22 protein-coding genes are annotated in these 25,716 nt (G+C 72.9%); 8 read left to right on the top strand and 14 right to left on the bottom strand.

What is annotated here, in order from left to right:
* Positions 1-68: 68 nt before the first annotated feature.
* The 4 genes from AC5L30_RS20660 to AC5L30_RS20645 all read right to left on the bottom strand — a co-directional run bounded on the left by AC5L30_RS20660 (position 69) and on the right by AC5L30_RS20645 (position 4,233).
* A complete protein-coding gene (locus AC5L30_RS20660; RefSeq protein ID WP_494869183.1) occupies positions 69-1,454 on the bottom strand; it encodes a chitinase in 1,386 nt (461 codons plus the stop codon).
* 148 nt (positions 1,455-1,602) lie between these two features.
* On the bottom strand, positions 1,603-3,012 hold the full coding sequence (locus tag AC5L30_RS20655; RefSeq protein WP_494869181.1) for a carbohydrate-binding protein: 1,410 nt from the start codon (positions 3,010-3,012) through the stop codon (positions 1,603-1,605).
* An 84-nt stretch (positions 3,013-3,096) separates the two neighbouring features.
* Positions 3,097-3,837 (bottom strand): YidC/Oxa1 family membrane protein insertase, encoded by a 741-nt coding sequence (locus AC5L30_RS20650; RefSeq protein WP_494869180.1) that lies wholly within the window; start codon positions 3,835-3,837, stop codon positions 3,097-3,099.
* Between the two features lie 102 nt (positions 3,838-3,939).
* A complete protein-coding gene (locus tag AC5L30_RS20645) occupies positions 3,940-4,233 on the bottom strand; it encodes a DUF6412 domain-containing protein (RefSeq protein WP_494869178.1) in 294 nt (97 codons plus the stop codon).
* Positions 4,234-4,389: 156 nt separating this feature from the next.
* On the opposite strand from AC5L30_RS20645, the gene AC5L30_RS20640 reads away from it, so the two are divergent.
* From AC5L30_RS20640 to AC5L30_RS20630, 3 genes are all read left to right on the top strand, one after another.
* Positions 4,390-5,532, top strand: a complete 1,143-nt coding sequence (locus tag AC5L30_RS20640) for a carboxylate-amine ligase (RefSeq protein WP_494869176.1) — start codon at positions 4,390-4,392, stop codon at positions 5,530-5,532.
* A 24-nt stretch (positions 5,533-5,556) separates the two neighbouring features.
* The gene (locus AC5L30_RS20635; protein WP_494869175.1) at positions 5,557-6,936 is read left to right on the top strand and encodes an FAD-dependent oxidoreductase; all 1,380 of its coding nucleotides are present in this window, start codon (positions 5,557-5,559) and stop codon (positions 6,934-6,936) included.
* Positions 6,937-7,008: 72 nt separating this feature from the next.
* Positions 7,009-7,977 (top strand): LacI family DNA-binding transcriptional regulator, encoded by a 969-nt coding sequence (locus tag AC5L30_RS20630; protein ID WP_494869199.1) that lies wholly within the window; start codon positions 7,009-7,011, stop codon positions 7,975-7,977.
* Here AC5L30_RS20630 and AC5L30_RS20625 read toward each other — a convergent pair.
* The 3 genes from AC5L30_RS20625 to AC5L30_RS20615 all read right to left on the bottom strand — a co-directional run bounded on the left by AC5L30_RS20625 (position 7,974) and on the right by AC5L30_RS20615 (position 11,096).
* Positions 7,974-8,924 (bottom strand): carbohydrate kinase family protein, encoded by a 951-nt coding sequence (locus AC5L30_RS20625; RefSeq protein WP_494869174.1) that lies wholly within the window; start codon positions 8,922-8,924, stop codon positions 7,974-7,976. The two genes, AC5L30_RS20630 and AC5L30_RS20625, sit on opposite strands and share 4 nt — an antisense overlap.
* A complete protein-coding gene (locus AC5L30_RS20620) occupies positions 8,921-10,186 on the bottom strand; it encodes an AGE family epimerase/isomerase (protein ID WP_494869173.1) in 1,266 nt (421 codons plus the stop codon). Before AC5L30_RS20620 ends, AC5L30_RS20625 begins: the two co-directional genes overlap by 4 nt.
* A gap of 268 nt (positions 10,187-10,454) precedes the next feature.
* Positions 10,455-11,096 (bottom strand): TetR/AcrR family transcriptional regulator, encoded by a 642-nt coding sequence (locus tag AC5L30_RS20615; RefSeq protein WP_494869172.1) that lies wholly within the window; start codon positions 11,094-11,096, stop codon positions 10,455-10,457.
* Between the two features lie 76 nt (positions 11,097-11,172).
* On the opposite strand from AC5L30_RS20615, the gene AC5L30_RS20610 reads away from it, so the two are divergent.
* A complete protein-coding gene (locus AC5L30_RS20610) occupies positions 11,173-12,021 on the top strand; it encodes an arylamine N-acetyltransferase family protein (RefSeq protein WP_494869170.1) in 849 nt (282 codons plus the stop codon).
* A gap of 102 nt (positions 12,022-12,123) precedes the next feature.
* Here AC5L30_RS20610 and AC5L30_RS20605 read toward each other — a convergent pair whose 3' ends face one another.
* On the bottom strand, positions 12,124-12,549 hold the full coding sequence (locus AC5L30_RS20605) for a nucleoside deaminase (protein ID WP_494869169.1): 426 nt from the start codon (positions 12,547-12,549) through the stop codon (positions 12,124-12,126).
* Positions 12,546-13,397 carry an LLM class flavin-dependent oxidoreductase gene (locus tag AC5L30_RS20600; RefSeq protein ID WP_494869168.1) on the bottom strand — a complete coding sequence of 284 codons (852 nt, stop codon included), beginning with the start codon at positions 13,395-13,397 and terminating at the stop codon, positions 12,546-12,548. Before AC5L30_RS20600 ends, AC5L30_RS20605 begins: the two co-directional genes overlap by 4 nt.
* Positions 13,398-13,498: 101 nt before the next feature.
* Between AC5L30_RS20600 and AC5L30_RS20595 the strand changes: the two genes are divergently transcribed.
* On the top strand, positions 13,499-14,425 hold the full coding sequence (locus AC5L30_RS20595; protein WP_494869167.1) for an aminoglycoside phosphotransferase family protein: 927 nt from the start codon (positions 13,499-13,501) through the stop codon (positions 14,423-14,425).
* Between the two features lie 148 nt (positions 14,426-14,573).
* On the opposite strand, the gene AC5L30_RS20590 is transcribed toward AC5L30_RS20595, so the two are convergent.
* Positions 14,574-15,383 carry an Fpg/Nei family DNA glycosylase gene (locus AC5L30_RS20590; RefSeq protein WP_494869165.1) on the bottom strand — a complete coding sequence of 270 codons (810 nt, stop codon included), beginning with the start codon at positions 15,381-15,383 and terminating at the stop codon, positions 14,574-14,576.
* 436 nt (positions 15,384-15,819) lie between these two features.
* Here AC5L30_RS20590 and AC5L30_RS20585 point away from each other — a divergent pair, with 436 nt between their 5' ends.
* The 3 genes from AC5L30_RS20585 to rocD all read left to right on the top strand — a co-directional run bounded on the left by AC5L30_RS20585 (position 15,820) and on the right by rocD (position 19,303).
* On the top strand, positions 15,820-16,707 hold the full coding sequence (locus AC5L30_RS20585) for a thrombospondin (protein WP_494869164.1): 888 nt from the start codon (positions 15,820-15,822) through the stop codon (positions 16,705-16,707).
* Positions 16,708-17,273: 566 nt separating this feature from the next.
* Positions 17,274-18,089, top strand: a complete 816-nt coding sequence (gene ddaH, locus AC5L30_RS20580) for a dimethylargininase (RefSeq protein WP_181518433.1) — start codon at positions 17,274-17,276, stop codon at positions 18,087-18,089.
* Positions 18,089-19,303, top strand: a complete 1,215-nt coding sequence (rocD, locus tag AC5L30_RS20575; RefSeq protein ID WP_494869198.1) for an ornithine--oxo-acid transaminase — start codon at positions 18,089-18,091, stop codon at positions 19,301-19,303. The genes ddaH and rocD overlap by 1 nt, the downstream gene beginning before the upstream one ends.
* A gap of 146 nt (positions 19,304-19,449) precedes the next feature.
* On the opposite strand, the gene AC5L30_RS20570 is transcribed toward rocD, so the two are convergent.
* From AC5L30_RS20570 to AC5L30_RS20555, 4 genes are all read right to left on the bottom strand, one after another.
* A complete protein-coding gene (locus tag AC5L30_RS20570) occupies positions 19,450-20,604 on the bottom strand; it encodes an FHA domain-containing protein (RefSeq protein WP_494869163.1) in 1,155 nt (384 codons plus the stop codon).
* Entirely contained in the window at positions 20,601-20,894 is a 294-nt protein-coding gene (locus AC5L30_RS20565) for a 4a-hydroxytetrahydrobiopterin dehydratase (protein ID WP_494869162.1), read from the bottom strand. Before AC5L30_RS20565 ends, AC5L30_RS20570 begins: the two co-directional genes overlap by 4 nt.
* Before the next feature lie 136 nt (positions 20,895-21,030).
* Positions 21,031-22,080 carry a fatty acid desaturase family protein gene (locus AC5L30_RS20560; protein ID WP_494869161.1) on the bottom strand — a complete coding sequence of 350 codons (1,050 nt, stop codon included), beginning with the start codon at positions 22,078-22,080 and terminating at the stop codon, positions 21,031-21,033.
* A gap of 137 nt (positions 22,081-22,217) precedes the next feature.
* A complete protein-coding gene (locus AC5L30_RS20555; RefSeq protein WP_494869160.1) occupies positions 22,218-25,691 on the bottom strand; it encodes an SCO7613 C-terminal domain-containing membrane protein in 3,474 nt (1,157 codons plus the stop codon).
* Positions 25,692-25,716 lie beyond the last annotated feature (25 nt).

Raw genomic sequence — 25,716 nt, 5'->3', positions numbered from 1 at the left:
CAAGAGTCACGTCCGCTGCTACCAACCATCAGCCCATCACCATCAGGCCAACCCGGCCAGCCTCACAGTCAGGGCAGGGTGTCCAGGTGCGGGCCCACCGTGCGGGCGAAGCCGTTGCCGTTGCTGACGTCCCAGTTCACCGACCAGGTCATCGCGCCCCGGATGCCGGGGTAGGTGCGCGGCGGGCGGAAGCTGCCGCAGTTGGTGCCCCGGGCCAGGCAGTCCAGGGCGGCGTTGACGACGCTGGGCGCGACGATGCCGCCGCCGGCCGCCCCCGCTCCGGCGGGCAGGCCGAGGCCGACCTGGTCGGGGCGGAGTCCGGCCTCCAACTGGATGCAGGCCAACGCGACGATGAAGTTCACCGTGCCCTGGCCGTACGCGGCGTTCTGGTCGCAGCCGAGCATCGCGCCGGAGTTGTAGTACTGGGTGTTGACGACGGTGAGGATGTCCTTGATGTCGAGCGCCAGCTTGAAGTAGCCGCCGGCCGGGTTCTGCATGTCGATGGTCTGCGGCGCCATCGCGATGATCAGGCCCGACCCGACCTTGGCCCGCAGCGCACGCAGCGCCTGCGCCATGTACGTCGGGTTGAGCCCGTTCTCCAGGTCGATGTCGATCCCGTCGAAGCCGTACCGGGCGATCAGCGCGGCGGCCGTGTCGGCGAACGCGGTGGCCGAGGCGGAGTCGTTCACGGTGACCCGGCCGGTCTCACCGCCGACGGAGAGGATCACCCGCTTGCCCCGGCTGTGCAGGGTGCGGACGTCGGCGGTGAAGTCCGCGTCGGTGTACCCGCCGAGCGCGGCGGACAGCCCGGGGTCGACGCCGAAGGTGAGCGCGCCCGGGGTCGCGGTGGCCTCGGCGAAGGCGACCGCCACCAGGTCGTACTCGGCGGGGACGTCGCGCAGCCGCAGCTCGACGGCGGGGTTGTCGAAGTTGTGCCAGTACCCGGTGAGCAGGTGCTTCGGCAGCCCACCGGTGGGCGGGTCCGTGGGTGGTGGCGTGGTGGGCGGTGGGGTGGTCGGTGGCGGCGTGGTGGGCGGTGGCGTGGTGGGCGGGGTGCCACCGCCGCAGGACGCGCCGTTGAGCTGGCAGCCGCTCGGTGAGCCGGAGCCGCTGGCCAGGAAGCCGAAGGAGACCGACGCGCCGGGGGCGATGGTGCCGTTCCAGGACCGGTTGGTGAAGGTGTGCCGCTGGCCGGCGGAGCTGAGCAACGCGTCCCAGTAGCTGCCGAGGGTGGTGCCGGACGGCAGGTCGAAGGCGAGGCTCCAGCCGTTGATGGTCGAGCTGCCGCTGTTGGTGATGGTGTACTTCCCCTCCCAACCGGAGCCCCACTCGGCGGTCTTGACGAAGCTGGCGGTGGCTCCGGCGGCGTACGCGGGCAGCGCCACCCAGGCCGCGCCGATTGTCGCCACGAGGGCGGCGACGAGGGACAGGACAAGGGATCTGGAGCGTTTCATGCGACCCTCCGGGCCCGGACGGGCATTTATGGACGTCAACCTTGCCGTCAATTATTAAGACAGTTAACTGTTTCTGTCCAGGGGTTGCCCGGATGAGCGGACCTCCCGTCGCGTGGGCGGCACGACGGGAGGCCGCAGAGCGTCCGCCTCAGCGGCGGAAGGTGAACCAGTTGACGTTGACGAAGTCGTTCGGCTGACCGCTGGTGAAGGTGAGATAGACGGTGTGCCGGCCCGTCACCCCGCCGCCGACGTTGCCGGGCACTGAGCGCCAGCTCTGCCAGCCGCCGGTGTTGCCGATCGCGAAGCTGCCGATGGGAGCCGCGGTCGGACTGCCCAACCGCACCTCCACCAGACCGCTCACCCCGCCCGCCGCACCGGACGCGACCCGGGCCACGAAGTCGCGAGGCCCGCTGGAGCCGAACTCGACGCCGTCGTAGCGCGCCCAGTCCCCGTTACGCAGCGCGGCGATGTTCTGCCCGCCCTCGGCGCACGCCTCGACGGCCACCCCGTTCTGGGCGTTGAACGACTCGGCCTGGAGCTGCCCGTACGCGTCCCTCGTCCCGCCCGGCGGCGGGGTGGTCGGCGGCGGGGTGGTCCCGCCACCCCGGCGGTACACGGCCACGTAGTCGACCAGCATCGGTCGACCCGGGACGGTCGCCGCGGTCGGCGTGCCGCTGCCGGCCACCCCGTTCGGGAAGGCACCGCCCATCGCCACGTTGAGCAGCAGGAAGTAGCCGGCGTGCGAGGTCATCTGGGACCAGGCGGACGCACCGACCTGACTCTGCGTGACGGTGTGGTAGAGCTGCCCGTCGACGTACCAGCGCAGTTGTTGTGGACTGATCGAGGCGTCCCACTCGAACCGGTACGTGTGGAACGCCGACTGGCAGCTGGCGCCCGGACAGGCCCGGGAGGCGCCGAGCCCGTTCGACTCGTTGCACGGCCCACCCGGGGCGACGCCGCAGTGCAGCACGCCCCAGACGGAGTTGATGCCGTTGACGTTCTCCATCACGTCGAACTCGCCGATGCCCGGCCAGTTCTGGTAGTTGCCCCGGTAGGGCGCGCCCAGCGCCCAGAACGCCGGCCAGTAGCCGGACGCCGCCGCACCGGTGACGTTCGGCATCTGGATCCGGCCCTCGATCGCCAGCACGCCGCCGGCCGGGGCCTTGAAGTCGCTGCGCACGGTCTCGATCCGGGCGGAGGTCCAGCCTCCCCCGCCGTCGCGCAGCGGCGTGATCCGCAGGTTGCCGCCGCCGTCGTGGCTCACGTTGGCGGTGCTGGCGGTGTAGTTCTGGATCTCGCCGGTGCCCCAGTTGGCCGGGCCACCCGGGTAGTTGTGCCCCGTGTCGATGATCCAGTTGGCGGCCGACGGCAGGGTGCCGGCCGCGCCGGTGAAGTCGTCGCTCCAGACCGTGCTCCAGCCGGCGGGTGGTGGCGGAACGGCGGCCCGCGCGGTCATGGTGACGCCGGCCAGGGCGGTGGTGGTGAGGACGACCAGGACGGACGCCAGCAGGCGGCGTCGGACGGGTGGGGCGGCGGTGGCCGCCAGGGGAGGTGGCATGGACGTGCCTCTCTGCGGGGGGACGGATCGAGAGAGCGCTCTCTCAGAGTTGTACGTCCCGTCTACACAGTTGTCAACGTCGATCTATGTTGGCCGTCGGGGTCGCTGCGGTCGCCGGAGCACCGCCTGCTCCACGGCCGACCACACGCTCGTGGTCACCAGGTAGATCACCGCCGCCAGCGGCAGCACCAGCGCCACCAGCACGGTGGTGAACGGCAGCAGGGGCAGCAGCCGGCCAAGCGTGGCCGCCCCCGGCCCCTCGGTCGGCGTACCGGCCACCGTGCCCACCGCCGCCGACGCCCGGCGGGCCCGCCGCGACGACCACCAGGCCACCGCCAGCAACACCACCAGCAGTACGCCGAACAGCGGTCCGGCCGCACCGGCCAGCCCGTCGTTGAGATGGTGACCCAGCGGCACGCCGGCCAACCGCTCGTCCAGCAACCCCGTGCCACCCTCGCTGGTGCTGAACAACCGGTACAGCACCAGCAGGAACGGCGCTTGCAGGAGCAACGGCAGGCAGCCGGCGATCGGGTTCGCGCCAGCCTCGCGGTACAACGTGAACACCTCACGCTGAAGCGTCGCCGGGTCGTCGGCGTACCGCTGCTGAAGGTCCCGCACCTGCGGGGCGAGCGCCGCGCGGCGCCGCTCGCCGCGGACCTGCGCGACGGTCAGCGGCGAGATCAGCAGGCGGACGGCGATGGTGAAGAGCACGATCGCGGCGGCGGTCGCCGCGCCGCCGGCCAGTGGTTCGAGCAGTTCGGTGAGCCAGGACAGCGCGCTGCCGGCAGCGCCGACGACGTCGTGCAGTGGTGCGAAGGCAAGCATGGAAAACCCCTCGGTCCGATTCCGGTGAGGCCCTCCCCCGGGCGGCGTCCGCTCAGCAAGGGGGGCCGGTGACGGCGGGATCGGCCGCGCGGCGGCGAGGCGCTACGCGGCCGAGGGGTGCCCCGGGGCACGGGGACGAGGCCGACCGGCCGCATCCGGGTCGATCTGGCGGGGCATACGGCGACTTCGGGAGCGGGCCCGCAAGCCGGCCCACCGCGGCCCGGCACCGGGCGCGCCCGCCCGGTCGTGCACCCGGGCCGCCAGCACGACCGCGAGCAGCACCAGGGCGGTCAACGCGGCACCGGCGAGCAGGTCGACCGGTCGGCCCGCGAGCAGGGTGAGCTGGGCGAACGTGGACATCCACGCGACCCCGAGGTAGCCCAGCAGCACCGGCACGGGCCCAGCATAGGACCCGCTGTCACGCCGCCCGGCCGAATCCGGCGGCCCGACCCGAGTACGACGTGCCGCCGCCACGTTTCCCGGCATCGCCACGTTGGGTAACCAACGGCGGACCAACGCGGACGGACCGCGGACGGTAGAAACGGACGGGTGATGTCGATGACCGGTCAGGTGGCGGAGGCGCCCAGCGACATGGCTGCGGCGACCGGGTTGCTCACCGTGGGTGTCGAGGAGGAGTTCCTGCTCGTCGACCCGCACACCGGGGCCGCGGTGCCGGCCGTGGACCTGGTCATGGAGCAGGTGCCGGCCGAACTTCGCGGACAGGTGGAGCGGGAGTTCCAGACCAGTCAGATTGAGATCGGCAGCCCGCCCGGCCTGGAGCTCTCATCGATCCGGCACTCCCTCGGCGTGCTGCGCCGGGCGCTCTCCGACGCCGCCGAGCGGGCCGGCGTACGCCTGCTCGCCATCGGCACCGGCCCGGTGGACGGCCCGGTGCCCCCGGTGGTGGACAAGCCCCGCTTCGACCGGATGATCGAGCGGTTCCGGCTGCTCGTTCCCGGCCCCGGCAACAACGGCATGCACGTACACGTGGGGGTGCCCGACCCGGACACCGGCGTGCAGGTGCTCAACCACGTCCGGCCGTGGCTGCCGATGCTGCACGCGGTGACCACCAACTCGCCGTTCGCCCGGGGCGAGGACACCGGCTACGCCAGTTGGCGCTCGGTGGAGTGGGAGCGTTGGCCGTCGGTGGCCCCGACGCCGTTTCTGGAGTCGCACGAGCACTACCAGCGGCTGATCCGCCAGTTGATCTCCAGCGGGGTGATGCTCGACGAAGGAATGCTCTACTGGTACGCCCGGCTGTCGGCGAAGTACCCGACGGTGGAGCTGCGCATCGGCGACGTCTGCCCGTCGGTGGACGACGCCGTGTTGGTCGCCGCTCTGGTCCGGGCGCTGGTGGCCACCGCCATGGCGGATGTCGAGGCCGGCCGTCCGGCGTTGCAGACCGACCACCACCTGCTGGTCGGGGCGCACTGGCGAGCCGCCCATGACGGCCTGGAAGGCGAGGCCGTCGACGTCACCAACGGTGAGCTGCGCCCGGCCTGGGAGCTGTTGGACCGGTTCGTGGAGCGGATGCGGCCGGCGCTGGAGCAGCACGGCGACTGGGCCGAGGTGACCGACCTGCTGGGCGGCTTGCGTCGGCACGGCAGCGGCGCGGCACGCCAACGCGCGGTGTTCGAGCGCACCGGCCGACTCACCGACGTGGTGCAGGACGTCGCGCGGCAGACCCGCGGCTGATCACCGCGTGACAGGATGGGACCCGTGGCGCAACGGCTGATCGTCATCGGCGGGGACGCCGCCGGAATGTCGGCGGCGTCCCAGGCCCGACGCCGCCGTGACCGTGCCGACCTGGAGATCGTGGTCTTCGAGCGGGGCCACTTCACCTCCTACTCGGCGTGCGGCATCCCGTACTGGATCAGCGGCCTGGTGCCCGGCCCGGAGGCGTTGATCGCCCGGGACCCGGAGACGTTCCGCACGAAGTACGCGATGGACGTCCGGATGCGCCACGAGGTCACCGCCATCGACCTGGAACGCCGCGAGGTGGTGGCCCGGGACCTGGAGGGCGGCGGCGAGGTCCGCGAGCGCTTCGACGAGCTGATGTACGCCACCGGCGCGGTGCCGGTGAAGCCGCCGTGGGCGGTCACCGAGGCGGGCGGCGTGTTCGGCATGCAGACCCTCGACGACGGTGCGGCGCTACGCGACTGGCTGGACGCCGAGCCGCAGCCGCGCCGGGCCGTGGTGGTCGGCGGCGGGTACATCGGCGTCGAGATCGCCGAGGCCCTGATCCAACGGGGCCTCTCGGTCACCCTGGTGGAGGCGGGCGAGCAGCCCATGTCGACGGTTGACGGCGACATGGGCGAGCTGGTCGCCGAGGCGATGCGCGGCCTCGGCATCACGATCCGCGGCAGCCTGCCGGTGACCGGCCTTGAGGAACGGGACGGCCGGGTGTCCGCCGTGGTCACCGCCGAGGGGCCGATCCCGACCGACGTCGTGGTGATGGGTCTCGGCGTACGCCCCAACGCCGCGCTCGCGGAGGCGGCCGGGCTGCCCCTCGGGCCGACCGGCGCGATCCGGGTGGACAGAATGATGCGGGTGCCCGGGCACCCCGGGGTCTGGGCGGCCGGTGACTGCGTGGAGACCCTGCACCGGGTCAGCGGGTTGCCGGTGCACGTGCCGCTCGGCACGCACGCCAACAAGCAGGGCCGGGTCGCCGGGATCAACATCGGCGGCGGGTACGCCACCTTCACGGGCGTGATCGGCACGGCGGTGACCAAGGTGTGCGACCTGGAGGTGGGTCGAACGGGTCTGCGCGAGCGCGACGCCACGGCGGCCGGCTTCGAGTTCGTCTCGGTGATCGCCGAGTCGACCAACCGGGCCGGCTACTACCCGGGTGCCCGGCCGATGACGGTCAAGCTGATCGCCGAGCGCCCCAGCGGCCGGTTGCTCGGCGCGCAGATCGTCGGCTGGTCCGAGGCGGCCAAACGGATCGACTCGCTGGCCGTGGCGTTGTGGAACGGCATGACGGTGGACGATATGACGCAGCTGGACCTGGGCTACGCTCCGCCGTACGCGCCGGTGTGGGATCCGGTGCTCATCGCCGCCCGAAAAGCGGTCGACGCGCTCGCCGCCCTCGACCGTTGACCCGCGCCCGCCGTGGAGGACCACCCCGTGACCCAGACCCCGACCCGGCCGACCACGCGTCGGCGTCCCACGATGGTGGACGTGGCCCGGCGGGCCGACGTCAGCCTGAAGACGGTTTCCCGGGTCGTGAACGACGAGCCGGTGGGGCAGGAGCTGGTCGGCCGGGTGCTGGCCGCCATCGCCGAACTGGGCTTCCGGCGCAACGACATCGCTCGTAACCTGCGCTCCCGGCAGCTCAACGCCACCGTCGGGCTGCTGATCGAGGAGATCGCCAACCCGTTCTACGCGACCATCGCCAGCGTCGCCGCCGAGATCGCCGCCGCCCACGGCACCATGTTGATCACCGCGTCGTCGGAGGAGGACCCGGAGCGGGAACGCGCCCTGCTCCAGGACTTCACCCAGCGCCGGGTCGACGGCCTGCTGGTGGTGCCGGCGGGCCTGGACCACTCGTTCCTGCGTCGTGAGGTCGAGCTGGGTATGCCGGTGGTGTTCCTGGATCGGCCACCGCAGGGGCTGCAAGCCGACGCCGTGCTGTTGGACAACCGGGGTGGCAGCCACGCCGGGGTCAACGCGCTGCTCGACGAGGGGCACCGACGGGTGGGGCTGCTGCTCGGCGCGCCGAGCGTGCCCACCATGCGCGAGCGGCTGGCCGGGGCACGGGCGGCGCTGGACGCCGCCGGAGTCGAGCCGGACGAGTCGCTGATCCGCGAACGGCTCATCGCGCCCGAGGAGGCCGGGCGGGCGGTCGCCGCCCTGCTCGACCTTCCGGAACCGCCCACCGCGTTCTTCTGCGCCAACAACCGGCTCACCGTGGGTGCGCTCCAGGAGCTGCACCGACGGGGCAGCGACGCCGCGCTGGTCGGCTTCGACGACTTCGAACTGGCCCACCTGATGCCCCGACCGCTGACCGTCGTCGCGTACGACACGAGGGAGTTGGCGAGGGTCGCCACCGAGCGCCTGTTCCAACGAGTAGCCGGCGACGACACCCCACCCTCCACCACGGTCCTACCCACCAGACTGCTGAAGCGCGGCCTGACCTAGGCGGCCTTGAGCAGGGCTTCGACCTCGGCGCGGGTCGGCGGGTCGGCGCCCCGGCGGCCACAGGTCAACGCGGCCACCGTGGCGGCCTGTCGGAGCACCTCCGCCCACTGCTGCGGGGTCACCGCGGCGAGCCGATCGGCCGGTCGGTCACCGAGCGCGTCCAGGTCGGCCAGCGCGGCCAGCAGGCCACCGGTGAACGAGTCGCCGGCACCGACGGTGTCGACCACGGTGGTGCGGACCGCCGGCTCCTCGTGCAGCGAGCCGTCGGGCGCGAGCAGCCAGACGCCGTCCCCGCCCCGGGTCACCACGGCGCAGGACACGCCGGCCGCCCGCCACTCGGTCATCACGTCGGCCACCGAACGGTCCGGGTAGAGCCAGGCCAGGTCCTCGTCACTGGCCTTGACCAGGTGCGCGAGGCGCATCTGTCGGCGTACCCGCTCCTGCTCCGCCGCCCGGTCGGTGACGATGCTCGGTCGCAGGTTGAGGTCGATGGAGACGGTGAGCCCGTCGCGTTGGCGTTCCCGGGCGAGCAGGCCCTCCAGCGCGTCCGCGCCGGGTGCCAACGCGAGCGCGAGGGACCCGGTGTGCAGCGCGATCGCCGCTGACCCGTTCAGATCGGGCAGCTCCTGCGGCGTCCACTGCCAGTCCGCCGCACCGGCCAGCCGGAACTCGTAGCTGGCCTGCCCGGCGGCGTTCAAAGTGGCCACCGCCACCGACGTGGGTTCCCCGGCGCGAACGGCCCACTCCAGGTCCACCCGGTTGGCGCTCAGATGCTCGATGAGTTGCCGGCCGTACTCGTCGCCGGCGAGCCGGGCCAGCAGCCGGACCGGCTGGTCGAGCCGGGCCAGGGTGACCGCGACGTTCGCCGGGGAGCCACCGGGCACGGCCCGCTGCCCCGCGGCGGTGACGACCAGGTCGATCAGTGCCTCACCCGCGACGACGATCACGCGGTCGCCTCCCCCGGTGCGAGCGGGCCGGGGCCACCGAGCCCGTCGGCCGCGCGGGACAGCAGTACCGCCTGGTAGGCGTGGTAGACGTCCGGTCGGCCGTGCCAGACCGTGTCGGCGGGCAGGTTCTGCGCGTCCAACTCGTGCCGCCATCCGGTCTGGTCGATGAGATTGCGGCGGGCGTACGCCCAGAAGACCCGGTACCAGTCGAGGTAGACCGCGTCCCCGGTGCGGCGGTGCAGGGTGATCGCCGCACCGATGGCCTCGGCGAGAACCCAGTGCATCCGGGAGCGCACCACCGGCCGGTCGTCCCAGTCGATGGTGTAGACGAAGCCGTCCGCGCCGTCGACCGCCCAGCCGCGACGCACCGCGGCGGCGAACAGGGCCCGGGCGTCGGCGAGCAGCCAACGGGGTGGCTGCGGCAGCACCGCCTCCAACTCCAGCAGCAGCCGGGCCCACTCCAGCCAGTGCCCGATCGTGGAGCCGTACGGCCGGAACGGGTCGGCCGGCTGGTCCCGGTTGTAGTCGGGCAGCGGCGTCCAGTCGGTGGTGAAGTGCTCGGGCAGCCGCCAGTCGTGCCGGGCCGCCTCGCCGTGCACCAGGTGGCTGGCGATCCGCAGCGCCCGGTCGGCCCAGCTCGCGTCGGCGGTGGCGGCGGCAGCGGCGAGGAACGCCTCGACCATGTGCATGCTGCTGTTGGCGCCCCGGTAGTCCTCGGTGACCGTCCAGTCCCGGTTCCACGATTCGCGGACCGCGCCAGCGTCGTCGTCCCAGAACCGGTCGCGTACGACGGCCAGCGCGTCGGCGAGCAGCCGGTCCGCGCCGGGCCGTCCGGCGCGCGCGGCGCTGGCGGCGGCGAGCAGGACGAACGCGTGGTCGTAGCCGGCCTTGCGATCGTTGACTGGCACACCCTGCTGGTCCACCGCGCCGAACCAGCCGCCGTGCTGGTCGTCACGCAGCAGCGTGCTGAGCGCGGCGATCCCGTGGTCCACCAGGGCGGCGGCGTCCGGATCGCCGTTGCGGTGGGCGAGGGCGGCCACGTGGGTCATCCGGCAGGTGATCCAGGTGTGAATCGGTTCGCCGCGATCCGGGGTGCGGTCGTCGGTGAGCCACCAGAACCCGCCCTCGGGCCGGACCGAGCGGCGGGCGGTGTCGAGCAGCGTCCGGCTCTGGTCGACGAGGAACTCGTCCAGATCGGGCAGGTCTGGCGACCCCTCCGGAGCGGGGGTCGTTACGGCGTCGGATCGGGGCACGTCGGTCATCTCAGCTGGTCACCGTCGGGTAGGAAAGGGACATACGGCCAGGATCGGCGGACGGACCGGGTCCGCGCCGCAAAACCGCCAACGGTACGCCACGAATCGACTGGCCAGGGTCGGCGCGCGGCGGGAGGCTTTTCCTCCCATTTGCCCGTTGACATCGTTGTCACCGCTCAACCCTGCTCCGGCAGCCGGCCGACTGTCAATTCCGGCTGCGTCACACCGCAACGGGGACGGCCGCCCTGCTGTGGCGATGTCCGCGTCTCCACATCCATCAGGCGCCCCCGAGGTCGACCAGGCCGATCTCGGCGGGGGGAAGGTCTTGGACGTCCGGGCCAGCACGCAGGCCCTCGAGCATGAGGGCCAGGTAGCGGTCCACGCTGCGCTGGGTGAGCTCGGCGCGTAGGCCGGGCAGTGGCCGCAGCAGCAGCGCCATCATGAGGGTCAGGTCGCCGGCGTCCACGTCGGGACGCAGGTCACCGTCGGCTTGGGCGCGGCGGACGAGCCGGTCGAGGATCTTCAGCAGGGCATGACGGAGCCGCTGCTCCTCGGGCTCGGCGTGCAGCTCTTCCCAGGTGCTGGTGAACCAGATCGACAGCCAGGTCGCCAGCCTCAGCTCGGCGGCTGCGCGGCGGACGAAGCGTGCGAGCGCATGCCACGCGTCCGGCTCCTCGTCTTCGGCGTCGCGAGCGATGGCGACCACGCGGTCGAAGCCGTCCAGCGCGACCCCGCGCACCAGAGCCTCACGGTCGGGGAATCGGCGATAGAGGGTGGCGACCCCGACACCGGCGCGGCGGGCCACCTCCTCCATCGGCACTTCGACACCGCGTTCGGCGATGAGTGCGCGGGCCGCCTCGATGATCTGTTCGCGGTTTTGCCTGGCGTCCGCCCGGAGCCTGGGGCTCTCGTTCTTCACCTGATCAGTATACGGACGCAACTCTCTCACTTACACTTCCTAATCGGAGGAACTTCCCTCACTTAGGAGGCCGGTGATGGACACAGAGGCAGCGATGACCCAGACGTTGCACAGAATCGGGCACCACGGGCGCGTCGCAGCCGACGTGGAAACGCTGTTCGCACTGCATCAGGCATGGCGGCACGCCGTGCCGTACGAAAACCTCGACATCCAGCTCGGCCGGCCGATCGCCCTCGATGCGGAGGCGCTCTTCGACAAGCTCGTGCGGCGGCGGCGCGGCGGTTACTGCTACGAGCAGAACGCCGGCCTGGCCATGCTGCTGCGCCTGGCCGGCTTCCAGGTGACGATGGTGGAGGCCGCAGTCATGCGCGCTACCCGCGGCGAGGCGATGTGGGGCAACCACAACGCGCTCCTGGTCGACCTCGGTGGCCGACGCTGGCTGGCCGACGCCGGCATCGGCGACGGATTCATCCAGCCGTTGCCGCTGCGGGAGGGGCCCCACATTCAGGGCAGCCTGGCCTACCGGCTTGAGCGGCTCGATCCGGATACCTGGCGCTTCCACCACCGCCCCGGCGGAACCATCGCCTCCTACGACCTGCGCTTGCAGCCACGGGAGGTCGCCGACTTCGCCACCCACTCCCGGGAGCTGTCCACGTCCCCCGCCTCGGCGTACGTCACCACGCTCATGGCCGCTCGGCCGAGCGTCGACCACACCCTGGTCCTGCTGTCCCGGACGCTGCGCCGGCTGGGCGCCGCCGCCAGCACCCCCCGCATGATCGCCGACGTCGACGAATTCGCCAGAACGCTGTCCACTGACTTCCTCGTACCCCTCGACGACCTCGGCCCGGAGGGCGTCGCCCACCTCTGGCACAAGGCAGGCACTCAGGACGACCTGTGGCGCGCACGCGTCCGCAACACGGCCTGAGCACCCGGGGCAGCCCTCGGCGTCGGCGCAGCCGGGGTGTCGTGACGGTGGACGTGACGGGGCGTTTCGCCCTCACCTACCAGGCACCTCAGACCGGCCCGGTCAGTAGTAGTCGTCGATCGGCCGGCGTGCCTCGTCGAACAACGCCGGCCCCTCGTACCGGACCGGGGGCAACGGCGGGGTGGCCGGCTTGACCTCCTCGAACTGCTCGGTTGACAGCGCGTACACCACCCGCCCGAGGCCGGATCGGTCGATCGCCGTCGCGCACATCGCGCAGGGCTGACAACTGGTGAACATGGTGGTGCCGGCGGCCACCTCGGGCGAGAGCTCCCGAGCCGCCCAGCGGGCCAGCTTCAACTCCGGATGGGCGCTGATGTCCGCGTCCGAGACCACCGTGTTGTGGTCCTCGATCAGGACGACGCCGTCCGCACTGACCAGCAACGAGCCGAACGGCCGTTCGCCCGAAGCCCCCGCCCGCCTGGCGATTTCCACGGCGTGGCGGAGAAACTTCTCGTCGTCGGGGGTCATCCATCCTCCTGGGTTCTGTGGTGTGCGGCCACGGCCGCAAGGGTCCGCCAGGCGCGTTCGGGCTGGCGGATCTCGGTCAGGTCGCCGTTGAACGGGTCCAGCACCACCGTCTCCGCGCCGAGCGCACGAAGCTTGTCCAGGTCGGCGACGATCTGATCGATGGTGCCGACGCCGGCGAGCCGGTCCGGGTCGGTGCTCGGTGCACTGGTCTCCTGGAGCGCGATCCGCGGCACCAACGCCGGCACCGGGCGACCCAACTCGTCGGCGATGGCCGTCAGCCGTCCGACCGCCTCGGTCAGCCGTCCGGGCGTGACCCGCAGCGGGTGCCAGGCGTCACCGAGCCGTACCGCGCGGCGCATGCCGGCCTCGCTGTTGCCGCCGACCCAGATCGGGATCGCAGCCGTGTCGTAGTCCTCGGTGTTCTGCCAGGCCGCACGCATGGTGTGCAGGTACTCGTCGGTCAACGCGCCGCGCTGCCGGAACGGCACGCCGAGCGCCTCGAACTCCTGCCGGGCCCAACCGACGCCGACGCCGAGGACGAGCCGGCCGCCGCTGAGCCGGTTGAGGTTCGCCGCCATCCGGGCCATCAGCAGCGGGTGCCGGTACGGGACGATGAGCACCGTGGTGCCCAGCCGGACCCGGCTGGTCACCCCGGCCAGCCAGGACAGCGTCGTGAACGGCTCGTAGAACGGCGCCGGATACTGCTCGGCCACGTCCGGGGTCACCGCGATGTGATCGGAGACCATCAACAGGTCGAAGCCGAGACCCTCGACCGTCTGCGCCCAGCGACGCAGCACGTCGGGGTCGGTACCCGGGGCGAAGTTCGGTACGTTCACGCCAATTTGCACGGCCCTACGCTAGCCACTGTGGACCACCGTGTGAACGCCGTGGCCCGGCTGAGGCAACCTGGCAGCCGCCAAGAATCCCCGCACGGGCTCAGGAGGGCCAGATGGATCTGCCCGAGGGACTTGACTGGGTACGCGGGTCACCGGCCGGTCGGAACTGGTTGGCCGCGCTCCCGATGTGGCTGACGGAGTGCGCCGAGCGGTGGTCGCTACGGCTCGGGCCGCCCTTCCGATCCGCGTACGCCTCACTGGCACTCCCCGCCGACCTGCCCGACGGCACGGCGGCGGTGCTGAAGCTCCAGTACCCCGACGAGGACAGCCGGCACGAGGCCGACGCGTTGGCCCACTGGGACGGCGACGGAGCGATCCGCCTGCTCGCCCACGATCCCGGGCGGCGCGCCCTGCTGGTGGAACGCTGTCACCCCGGCACTCCCCTGCACGATCTTCCGATGGACCGAGCGCTGGACGTGGTGATCGGGTTGTTGCCCCGGCTCTGGCGACCAGCCGGCGCGCCGTTCACCCCGCTGGCCGAGGAGGCCGTCGGCTGGGTCGACCGAATGCCCCGGGCGTGGGAACGAGCCGGTCGGCCGTACGAACGGCGGCTGCTCGACGCGGCGCTCGACCTGCTCACCGGCTTGGCGTCGAGCCAGGGTGAGCAGGTGCTGGTCAACCAGGACCTGCACGCCGGCAATGTGCTCGCCGCCGACGCGGTAGCCACCCACGCGCTCGCCGCCGATGCGATAGCCACCGACGCGATAGCCGCCGGCCGGGGGCCGTGGCTGGCGATCGACCCGAAGCCGCTGACCGGGGAACGGGAGTTCTCGGTCGTGCCGATGGTGCGCGGCCCGGAGTTGGGCCACTCACCGGCCGCCGTCCGGCATCGACTGCACCGGCTCAGCACCGAGCTGGTGCTGGACCGGGAACGGGTCCGGGGTTGGACGATCGGGCAAACGCTGGCCTGGAGCGTCGCCGACGACACCGTCTTCCCCGAGAAGATCGAGGTGGTCCGTTGGCTGCTCGACACCGATTGAGGTCCGGCTCGGCGATCACGGGGTGGTGGTGCCCGGCCCAGCCCCGCGATCTTGCACTTTCTGCCCCAACCTAGGGTGCATATCCACCCATCCCGACAACCGAAACTGCAAGATCGCGCGGGGCGGGGCGCCGGGCGGGCGGGGCGGGTCAGCTGGTCTGGCAGGTGCGGCACCAGTACAGGTTGCGGCCGGCCAACTCGCCGCGGCTGATCTCGGTGCCGCAGACGTGGCAGGGCGATCCCGGGCGGCGGTAGACGTACACCTCGCCACCATGCCGGTCCACCCGCGCCGGCCGGCCCATCGCCTCCGGCAGGTGCGCGTCGCGGACGGTGTCGATCCGGCCGTGCTCGACCGCGAGCCGCATCAACCCGACCAGGTCCGCCCAGAGCGTGTCCCAGCCGGTTCTGGTCAACTGTCGACCCGGCATCGTGGGCGGCAGCCCCGCCCGGAACAGCGCCTCGGTCACGAAGATCAAGCCGGTGCCGGCCACCACGGACTGGTCCAGCAGCAGCGCGGCGAGAGGTGTGGGGCTGCGCGAGATCCGGGCGTACGCCCGCTCCGGGTCGGCATCGCCGCGCAACGGATCCGGGCCGAGGCGGTCCCGCAGTGCGGCCACCTCGGCTGGGGTGAGCAGCTCGCAGGCCGTGGGTCCACGCAGGTCAAGCCAGTGCCGGTCGCTGGCCAGCCGCAGCCGCACCTGACCGACCGGCTCCGGCGGCTCCCCCGGCCCGTCGGCGAACTTGCCGTACAACCCGAGGTGTACGTGCAGCGTCAGCTCGCCGGCGTAGTGGTGCAGCAGGTGCTTGCCGTACGCCTCGGTGCCCTCCAGCACGCTCCCGGAGAGCCGGGCGGCACCTTCGGCGAAGCGACCCTGCGGGCTCGCGGCGTGCAGCTTGTCCCCGGCGAACAGCTCGGCGTGCCGGGCCGCCAGGCGGTGGATCGTGTGTCCCTCTGGCACAGGTGCCAAGGATAGCCAGCCCCGCCCGACCGGCCCGCGCTCTGATCGACCCGGCTTGCCGCCGCGCCGATTGACCCGGACCGCCCGCCGCGCCGATCGACCCGGGCCGCCCGCCGCGCTGATCGACTCGGGTTGCAGGAAGTCGACGTGTCCAGGCAGGCGGGACCGCCCGACTTCCTGAAACCCGAGTCGATCAAGCCCGGAGTTGGGGCAGGCCGGCTCGGGGCCGGTCAAGCCCGGGTCCGGGGCAGGCCAGGACCGAGCAGGCCAGGACCGAGCAGGCCAGGACCGAGGCAGGCCAGGACCGAGGCAGGGTCTCGTCTGCGGCCGTACCCAGGATTGGTGTCAGGAAACGCCCAGGTGGGTATTCGAGGGGCGACACCGCGTGGGTGCCACCCTTTCCGTCGGCCACCACGCATTCATCAGGAGGTGTGTAGTGGTCAGGATTCCTTCGCTGTCCCGCCGGTCCGAGCCGGCGCCGACGCGGGACGAGAACCTCGACGGCCGCGTGGACGGCCGCGACACCCCGGTCACCGAGACCGGTCAGTCCGACGACAGCGCCGGCCGCCCGGTTGTCACCGACCGGGACGCCGACCAGACGACGTACCGCAGCGCCGGCGCGACCGGCGGCCAGACCAGCGAGGCCGAGCGACGGGCCAACGAGCGGGCGGCGGTGGCCCGAGCCGCCACCGCGCGACCGGTGGAGACCGATCCCCGGGCCGGCACCGCCCGCCCGGTCGCACCGGAGCCCGTGAACGGCACGACCCGCCCGGTCACACCCGAGCCCCGCACCGGCGCCGCCAACAAGGTGGAGACCGAGTCTCGGCCTGCCGTCGCCCCGACCACGGCGCGCATCGCCGAGCGGGACGCCGACCTCGACAGCACCACCAGTCGGCCCGACAGCACCGACCGGGCCGCCACCGACCGGGTCAACGCTGATCGCCCGGTCGACCCGACCCCGGGCGTGACCACGCCCGAGCCGCCGGTGACGCGTGGCCCGAAGCCGCGGGCCAGCCTGCTCGCCACCCTCGGCCTGATCGTCTCGGTCGTCGGTGCGATGTTCGTACTGACCGGGACCCTGGCCGGGTACGGCATCGGGCTTGGCGCGTTCGGCGCGGTGCTCGCGGTGCTCGGCCTGATGGCCACCCGCCGTCGGCACGTCGCCGGCAAGACCGACGCGCTCTTCGGCGTGTTGATCGGGCTGGCCGCGGTCGTGGTCGGGGTGCTCGCGATGACCGGCCAGTTCGACTGGCCGACCACCGACGGCGACTGGGTGCAGCGCTTCCGAGAGTGGCTTGACTCACAGTTTGTGGATCGTTTCTAGCGGGCACTGTTCCGCTCGCCGGTGATGCACCGGCGGAACAGCCGGCGGTTCGCCGGCAGCCCGATCAGTCCGGTGGTTCACCGGCCGGGCGACACCCTTTCAGGGGCGGCGGTTCGCCGCCCCTGAAGTGTTTCCGGGCCCTGGCAGTTCCTTGGGATGGCTCGCCGGCCTGACCCGAACCCCTGCGGACAGCGACGGGCCCGGCCGTCCTTACCCGCCACCTTTGCTCTGCTGCGCCGCATGCACCTCCCGCACGACCGGATGCCGGGCGTGCGGGAGGTGGTGCACATAAGGCAGCAGAGCAAAGGCCCAGCGAAGGCACCGCGGAGGCACCGCGGAGGCACCGCGCGAAGCCCGCGGCAGGTGGTTGGAAACACGAAACCCGCCCAGGAAACCCTCGACGCAACGATTCGTAGCCATGGACCGCTCACACGCAACGAATCTTCGGTCTGCGCAACTCTCGGTGGTGGATCCTGCCGCTGACGCCGCATAACGTTGAGCAACGGCGCCAGCCCGTGGGCCACGGTGGCCGGGCGCGCCCGACCCCTGGGAGCAGGACAATGACGATGGACGCCACCAGCCAGCGCCTGTTGATGTGCCGGCCGACGTACTTCGCCGTCGACTACGCCATCAACCCCTGGATGGACCCGAGCGCGCCGGTCGACGCCGCGCTGGCCGTCCGGCAGTGGGAGCAGCTGCGCCAGACGTATCTCGACCTGGGCCACACCGTCGAGGAGATCACTCCGGTGCCCGGCCTGCCCGACATGGTCTTCGCCGCCAACGGCGGCACCGTGATCGACGGCAAGGCGATGGCCGTGCAGTTCCGTGACCCGCAGCGCGCCGACGAGGCGCCCGCGTACCGGGCCTGGTTCGAGGCCGCCGGCTTCGAGATGTACGACCCGAAGCACGTCAACGAGGGCGAGGGCGACGTCCTGCTGGCCGGTGACCACCTGCTGGCCGGCACCGGCTTCCGCACGGCACACGCCGCACACGCCCAGTTGCAGGAGGTCTTCGGCTACCCGGTGATCACCATGCAGCTGGTCGACCCGCGCTTCTACCACCTGGACACCGCGTTGACCGTGCTCGACGAGCGGACCGTGGCGTACCTGCCGGAGGCGTTCTCCCCCGGCAGCCAGGCGGTGCTGCGCCGGCTCTTCCCCGACGCGGTGCACGCCACCATGGCCGACGCCGAGGTGCTGGGGCTGAACGCGGTCAGCGACGGGCGGCACGTGGTGCTGCCCGCGCAGGCCACCGACCTGGCCGCCAAGCTGCGCGACCGGGGCTACGAAACCATCGGGGTCGACCTGTCCGAGCTACGTAAGGCCGGCGGCGGACCGAAGTGCTGCACGCTGCGACTCCGTCAGGGAAAGGCAAGCAAGTGATCGTGGATGACAAGCTGCGTACGCCGGGAGCGGTCCGGGACGCCGAGCGCTGGACAGCGCACAACTACCACCCGCTGCCGGTGGTGATCTCGTCCGCCGAGGGCGCCTGGCTCACCGATGTGGATGGCCGCCGCTACCTGGACTGCCTGGCCGGTTACTCCGCGCTGAACTTCGGTCACCGGCACCCGCAGCTGATCGCCGCCGCGCACGCCCAACTGGACCGGCTGACGCTGACCAGCCGGGCGTTCATTCACGACCAGTTCGCCGACTTCTGCCGGGAGCTGGCCGAGCTGTGCGGCAAGGACCTCGTGCTGCCGATGAACACCGGCGCCGAGGCGGTGGAGACCGGGATCAAGGTGGCCCGCAAGTGGGGCTACCAGGTCAAGGGCGTGGCCGCCGGGCAGGCCAACATCGTGGTCGCCGAGGGCAACTTCCACGGCCGGACCACCACCATCGTGAGCTTCTCCACCGACGCGGACGCCCGCGCCGACTTCGGGCCGTACACCCCGGGGTTCACGGTCGTGCCGTACGGCGACCTGGACGCGCTGACCGCCGCGATCGACGAGAACACCGTGGCCGTGCTGCTGGAGCCGATCCAGGGTGAGCAGGGTGTGGTGGTGCCGCCGGAGGGCTACCTGCCGGGCGTACGCCAGGTCTGCACCGAGCGCGACGTGCTGTTCATCGCCGACGAGATCCAGTCGGGTCTGGGGCGTACCGGCGCGACCTTCGCCTGCGACCACGAGGGCGTCGTGCCCGACATGTACCTGCTCGGCAAGGCGCTCGGCGGCGGCATCGTGCCGGTCTCCGCGGTGGCCGCGAACGCCGACGTGCTGGGCGTCCTCAAGCCCGGGCAGCACGGCTCCACCTTCGGCGGCAACCCGCTCGCCTGCGCGGTGGCCATCGAGGTGGTCCGGCTGCTGGCCACCGGCGAGTTCCAGCGCCGTTCGGCCGAGCTGGGTGAGCGGCTGCGGGCCGGCCTGGAAGGGCTGGTCGGCAAGGGTCTCGTCGGGGTACGCGTCCGTGGCCTGTGGGCCGGTCTGGACATCGACCCAGCGCTGATGAGCGGCCGGGAGGCGTGTGAGCGGCTCGCCGCTCGCGGAGTGCTCGCCAAGGACACCCACGGCTCGACCATCCGGCTCGCCCCGCCGCTGGTGATCACCGAAGAGGAGATCGACCTGGCGGTGACCCAGCTGGCCGAGGTGCTGGCCGGCTGACGGACCCCGCTGGTCAAGATCTGCGCAACTACAGGGAAAGTGCTGCCTCGGCACCGACTGAGGCAGCACTTTCCCTGTTCTTGTGCGGATCATGACCGGCCGCGGGCCGGCCGCCGGGGGGCGACGCGGCCGCAGCGCGGGGCGGGTCAGGGGCGGGGTAGGCGCATGGCCATCGTCGGGGCCTCGGCCATCACCGAGGTGGGGGTGAACGGGGCACCGGTGGGCAGTTCCTCGGCCCGACCGATCTGCACCCCCGGGTACAGCTCCACCATGTCGTTCTCGCCCAGCACCCGGGACTGCTGCGGGGCCAACGGGATCCGGTCCGACTCGGCCATCGAACCGGCCGGGCGGATGCCGGAGCCGTTGGTGCTGACGTCGGTCACGATGACCTCACCGACCCGCAGCTCGAAGCGGACGTGACCGCGGCTGATCCAGCGTCGGGCCTCGTCGTTGAGCCACTGCCCGAGCATGATCCCGCCGTCCTGCTCCGGCGCCCGACCAGCCACGATCGGCTGCTCCTCGCTGAGCACGAACCGCCGCCGGACCAGACCGCCGACGCGCACCGCGAGCACCTCGGTCCGCGGACGCGGGCCGCCGTCACCGAGCCGTACGCCGTGCCGGGGGCAGGTCGGCACGCCGTTGCGCAGGGCTGGCGGCGGCTGCGCGGCGGGGCTGCGGTCGGCGCCCCCGGCCAGGTCGGCGAACGCGCCGCCCCCACCACCGCCGCCGAACAGCGCGCAGCCCGACTCCGGGCAGCGCCACTGGCGGGCCAGCAGCTTGGCGCCGGTCGGCGACCGCTTGCCAGCCACCGGCGAGTGCCCACCGCCGACGTGCGCGATGAACACCGGGCCGCCAGCGCCAGGCACCGGCGCGAGCACCCGACCGGGCTGCTCGACCAGCCACGGGAACCGACCCCGCAACCCGTCGAAGCGGACCCGGCTGAGCACCGGTAGACCGAGCAGGTCGGCGACCTCCAGCATCCGGTCACCCGGGTTGTCGAGCACCTCGACGAGCCCGTCGTCGGCCCAGCGGCGGACGACCATCCGCTCATTCGAGGTGAGGTCGGCGTCGGAGAGCAACGCCCGGTGCACCACCGCGTAGACCTGGACGCTGTCTTCCTCCAGCTCGCGGGAGAGCGCGTCGATGACCATGCCGAGGCGGAGCAGGCTGGCCGGCCGGCCACCGTCGATGTCCTGGTAGCGGATCACCTCGGCCAGGTCGACCACGGCTCGGGCCAGTGACGGGTCCGTGCAGACCCGACCCTCGATGGCATCCAGAACCTTGCTGATCTCGAATCTCATGCCGCACTCCGGACGATGTCGTCAATCCGCCGGGCCAGCTCGATGTCCCGGTGGGTGACCCCACCGGCCGAGTGCGTGACACAGCGGAAGGTCAGGGTCCGCCATCGGATGTCGATGTCGGGATGGTGGTCGAGCTCCTCGGCCACCGCCGCCACCCGGTCCACCACCGCGATGGCGGCCGGGAAACTGCTGAGCTGGGCGGTACGACCGATGCCGGTCGGGTCGCCCGACCAGTCGGTCAACCCGCTCAGCCCTTCTCGCACCGCCTCCGCGGTGAGCAGGTCTGCCATGACCAGACCCTACCGGTGGGGCGGCTGGTTGACCGGACGCGCTCCCTCGATCCCAGGGTCTCCCGCAAGCGGTGCCGGCCAGAAACGCGACGACGGGGCGGCATCATCAGATGCCGCCCCACCGATCGGTATCGCGTCAGCCGCGCAGCGGCCGACCCACCTCGTGCAGATGACCGAGTGCCTGCCGGTACGACTCGACCAGCCCGGTCTCGGCGTACGGGATGCCCTGCTCGACGCAGTAGGCACGGACGATCGGCTGGGCCCGGCGCAGGTTGGCGCGGGGCATGTTCGGAAAGAGGTGGTGCTCGATCTGGTAATTGAGACCGCCGAGCGTGGTGTCCACCAGTCGGCTGCCTCGCACGTTGCGGGAGGTCAGCACCTGCTTACGCAGGAAGTCCAACTCGTCCTCGGCGGTCGGCATCGGCATGCCCTTGTGGTTCGGCGCGAACGCGCAGCCCATGTAGAGGCCCCACAGCGCCTGGTGCACGACGGCGAAGAGCAGCGCCTTGACCGGGGACATGACCGCCAACAGCAGCGCCACGTAAGCGGCGGTGTGCACGGCGAGCAGCGCCGCCTCGACCGCCCGGTGCCGCATCGGGACGGTGTACTTGCCGTCCTCCCGGCCGACGATCGCCCGGATGCTCGCCACGTGCAGGTTCAGACCCTCGAGCAGCAGCATCGGGAAGAAGAAGTACGCCTGCCGCTGAGCCATCCAACGGCCGAACCCCCGGGTCTCCAACGCCTGCTCGGGCGTCCACACCAGGGCCCCCGCGCCGACGTCCGGGTCCTCGTCCTCGTGGTTCGGGTTGGCGTGGTGCCGGTTGTGCTTGTCGACCCACCAGCCGTAGCTGATCCCCACCGCCACGTTGCCGGCGAGCAGCCCCACCAACTCGCTGGGGCCACGCCGACGGAACATCTGCCGGTGCCCGGCGTCGTGGCCGAGGAACGCGACCTGGGTGGTGGCCACCGCCATCAGGGCCGCGAGCGGGAGCTGCCACCAGGAGTCGCCGAGCAGGAACACGGCCACCCAGCCGGCCACGAAGGCACCGAGGGTGAGCACGATGCGGGTGACATACCAGCCGGGGCGCCGCTCCAGCAGGCCCGCCTGGCTGATCCGTCGGGACAACTGTGCGTAGTCACTACCTCGCCGTCGTACCGGCGGTTCCGCCACCGCTCCGAGCGCCATCGCTGCTCCCGTTCCGCTTGCGCCCGTACCGGGGTGGTTCGGGCTTAATGTCAAGTCTCCCGATCGCGGTAGCGCTGAGTAACCCCGACAACCCCCGAATGGGGGGTAGGGCAGGCCCTACCCCCCACTGGTTTGACTCAGCCGAGTCGGCCCACCGCTGCGCGCAGTCGAGCCAGGTCACGTCGCCGTCGCTCGTAGGTGGCGGCGAGCCCGACCAGCGCCAGACCGCCGACGCCCAGATAGATCCACCGGGGCAGCAGGTCCCACCCCCGGGCCAGCTCGTGCAGCGCCAGAAGCGTCAGCACCCCGCCGCCGAGCAGCACCGGCGCCTGCCACCGGCGGGTCGCGCCGGCCAGCACCGCGCCGGTCGCCGCCGCCCCCAGGAGCAGCCGCCGCCACGGCTGCGGGTCCGGCCCGGCCAGCACCGACACGAGACTGGGCAGCAACGCCGCGACCAGCCCCGGGCCGAGGGCCGGCCAGCTGGTCAGCCCCGGCCGGGTGCGCAGCGCCAGCAGACCCGCGCCGACGGCGAGCGCCGCGGCCGGCAGGGTGTACGCCTCCAGCACGGTCACCCCGCCGGCGGCCAGCAGCACCCAGGCCCCCAGCAACTCGCTGCCGGCGGCGACCCCGGCGAACGTCCACCGCCGGCCGGCCGGTTCACCCCTGCGCAGCAGTCGCAGCGCGACGGCGACACCCCAGAGCACGCAGACGGTGGCGAGGTGCCGCGCCACGTCGACGGCGAGCACCGCCGCCACCAGCGCGACGGCCTGCGCGGCGGCGTCCAGCACCCGTCCCAGCCGGGCCCGTGCCGGGGTGACCCCCGCGGCGGCCAGCACCAACGCGGCCACCGCCAGCAGTGAGTACGCGGCAGCCCGCACCGGCAGCCCACCGGCGAGCGGGGCGGTCACCGCCAGCGCGGACGCCGCGCCCACGGCGGCGAGACAACCGGCGACCCGCACTGCGAAGCTGCGCGCCCCCACGGCGACCGCGACCGCCGCCACCAGCAGCGCCCCCTCGGCGGCGAGCGTCCCGGCCCGGGTGGCCAGTAGACCGAGCACACCGGAGGCCACCAGCACCACGCCCACCGGCACGGCGACCGGTGCCAGCGCCGGGCGGGCCGCCGCCAGCGCGGTGAACAGCAGCGCGGCCAGGCCGGCGAGCAGGACGGCGACCGGCAGCACCGGCCACGGCGCGCCGATCGCGATGAGCAGTACCGGCAGCGCCGCCGCGACGAACGGCAGCGCGGGCGGCACCGGCAGGCCGACCCGCCGACCGACCAACCCGCCGACCGCCGCCAGCACGACCAGCGCGAACCCGACCGGGAGCACCGTCGGGTCGGCGACGACCGTGGGCACCCCCGACCACACCCGGTCGAGGCCGCCGTAGGGCGACCCGAACGCGGTCAGCACCGTCGGCAGGGCCGCCAGGACGGCGACCGCCGCCAGCGTTCCGCCCGCCGCCAGCAACAGCGCCGACCGGGCCGGCTCGCGCCCGTCGGCCGCCGGCCGTTCCCCGAGGGCCGCCTGCCCGGAGGCGCTCGCCGACGGCAGCCAGCAGAAGACGAACACGACCCCCAGCGCCGCCAGCGCGGCGTACAGCGCGAGCGGCTCGTCACCCGCCCCGACCAGCGGCGCGAGGCCGGGCACGGTCACCGCGACGACGGCGCCGGTCACCGCGTACCCGATCAGCTCCACCCGGTGGCGACGGGCCGCGAGCACCGCGACCAGCGACAGCCCGGCGGCGGCCAGGGCGAGCCGGGCCTGCCACCACGGCGGCCCGCCGGCGGCGAACAACGCAACCGCCGCGATCCCGGGCAGTGCGAGCTGCCCGACCAGCAGGCCCCCACCGGCCACCTCCCGGTACGCCCCGTCCCCCCGTCGAACGGCCAGTGCCAGCCCGACCGCGGCGATGACGCCCAGCGCCACCAGGGCACCGGTCGGGTCGGCCAGGGCGACCAGCAGCCCGTGCCCGAGCAGGGCGGCACCGCCGAGCGCGCGGGTACGCAGGGCGACCGATGAGGTGGTCGGACGGGCCAGCACGGCGAGCAGCAGCGCGACCCCACCGACCAGGTCGACGGCCACCACCTGAGGCCAGAAGGCCGTCCAGCCGGCGGGGACGGCGAACAGCACCGCCACCGCGCCGGCCGTGGCGAGCACCGCCCGCGCAGTCCGGGGCAGCAGCAGCACCGTGGCGCCGATCGCCAACGCCACCGCGGGTGCCAGCTGCCAGCCCCAGCGCAGGTCCGGCCCCGTCCCAGCCCCGCCCCAGGGCGGCAGCGACCGACCGGCGGCGGCGACCGCCAGCCCGATGGTGATCAGCACGGTGACCTGCGCCGTGCCCGCCGCGACGACCAGCGCACCCGCCCGCGGGCCGGTGCGCCAACCGCCACCGCCGTCCACCGCCGCCCCGGCCGCCGCCGGCAGGAGCCGCACGGCGGCGGCCAGCCCGAGCGCCACCGTCGCCGCCGCGAGCAGCAGCAGGGACGGCCGCAGCTCGGCCACCGGACGCAGCAGGGCGGCGGCGAACACCGGCACCAGCAGCCCGGCCCCCACCGCCCGCAACGCCCGCCCCCCGACGAGCCAGGCCGCACCGAGCCCGGTGAGCGCGACCAGCACCAGCGGCACCCCGGCCAGCAGTGGCGAGCCCCCCGCCCGCCCACCGACCAGCGGCACCACCGCGCACGCCGCGGCCCCCACCAGCGCGGCGACGTGACCCGCGGCGGCCAGCACCCGGCCGACGAGCTGCGCCGCCCCCGCTCGGCCCCGCAACGCGGCCAGCACGGCCAGGTTCAGCAACGCCACCCCGAGCAGCACCAACGACCACCCGGCCGCACCCAGCCCGGCCTCGGCGGCGAGCAGCGGCAACGCCGGCTGAGCGACCACCAGGGCGGCGAACCAGGGCCCCGTCAACCCGCTCCACCGGCCGTACGCCACGGCGACCGCCGCGCTGGCCCCCCCGACCAGCGCGGCGTACCGGCTGCCCGGCCAGCCGGTCACCCCGGCCAGGTCAACGGACCAGGCCGCGTAACCGTCCAGCACCACCAGCAGCAGACCCACCGCGGCGAACGTCTCCGCCGTACCGCGCAGCCCTCGGCGGACCGCCAGCAGCGGTACGCCCAGCGCGAGCGCGGTGAACGCCGCCAGGATCAACGCCCGACCGCCAACCCCCACCGCCGCCCAGGCCACCGCGGTGAACACCACCGCCGCGGTGCCCAGCAGGAGTCCACCGAGGACGAAGAGCAGACCCTGGACGGTCCGGGTCGAGGTCTCCGCCGCACCCGGCCGCGCATCCGTAGCGAGCCCGGGGCCCGGGCCGATGGACGGGGCCGGCCCGACGAGCGACGCCGGGCGCGCCACCACCGAGGCCGCCAACCCGGCCCGGACGACCGCCGCCAGGTCTGCCCGCCGCCGCGACACGGCCGACAGACGTCCGGCCAGCTCGGTGTACGCGCGCCGAGCCCGCTCCACCTCCGGCTCAAGCTCGGCGACCTCCCGGCTCAACCGAACCACCTCAGCGGCGATCGGGTCGGGCGCGCGCCGGCAGCCGGAGCAACCGGCGCTCAGATCGGCCGGCGCACCGCAGGCGGGGCAGGGGTAACGGGTGTCGTCCACCCGGTCATCATCGACAACCGACCCG

It is taken from the genome of Micromonospora sp. BQ32, from assembly GCF_059358895.1.
The sequence above is the reverse complement of the archived record's forward strand: the minus strand, read 5'-3'. Positions and strand labels throughout refer to the sequence as shown.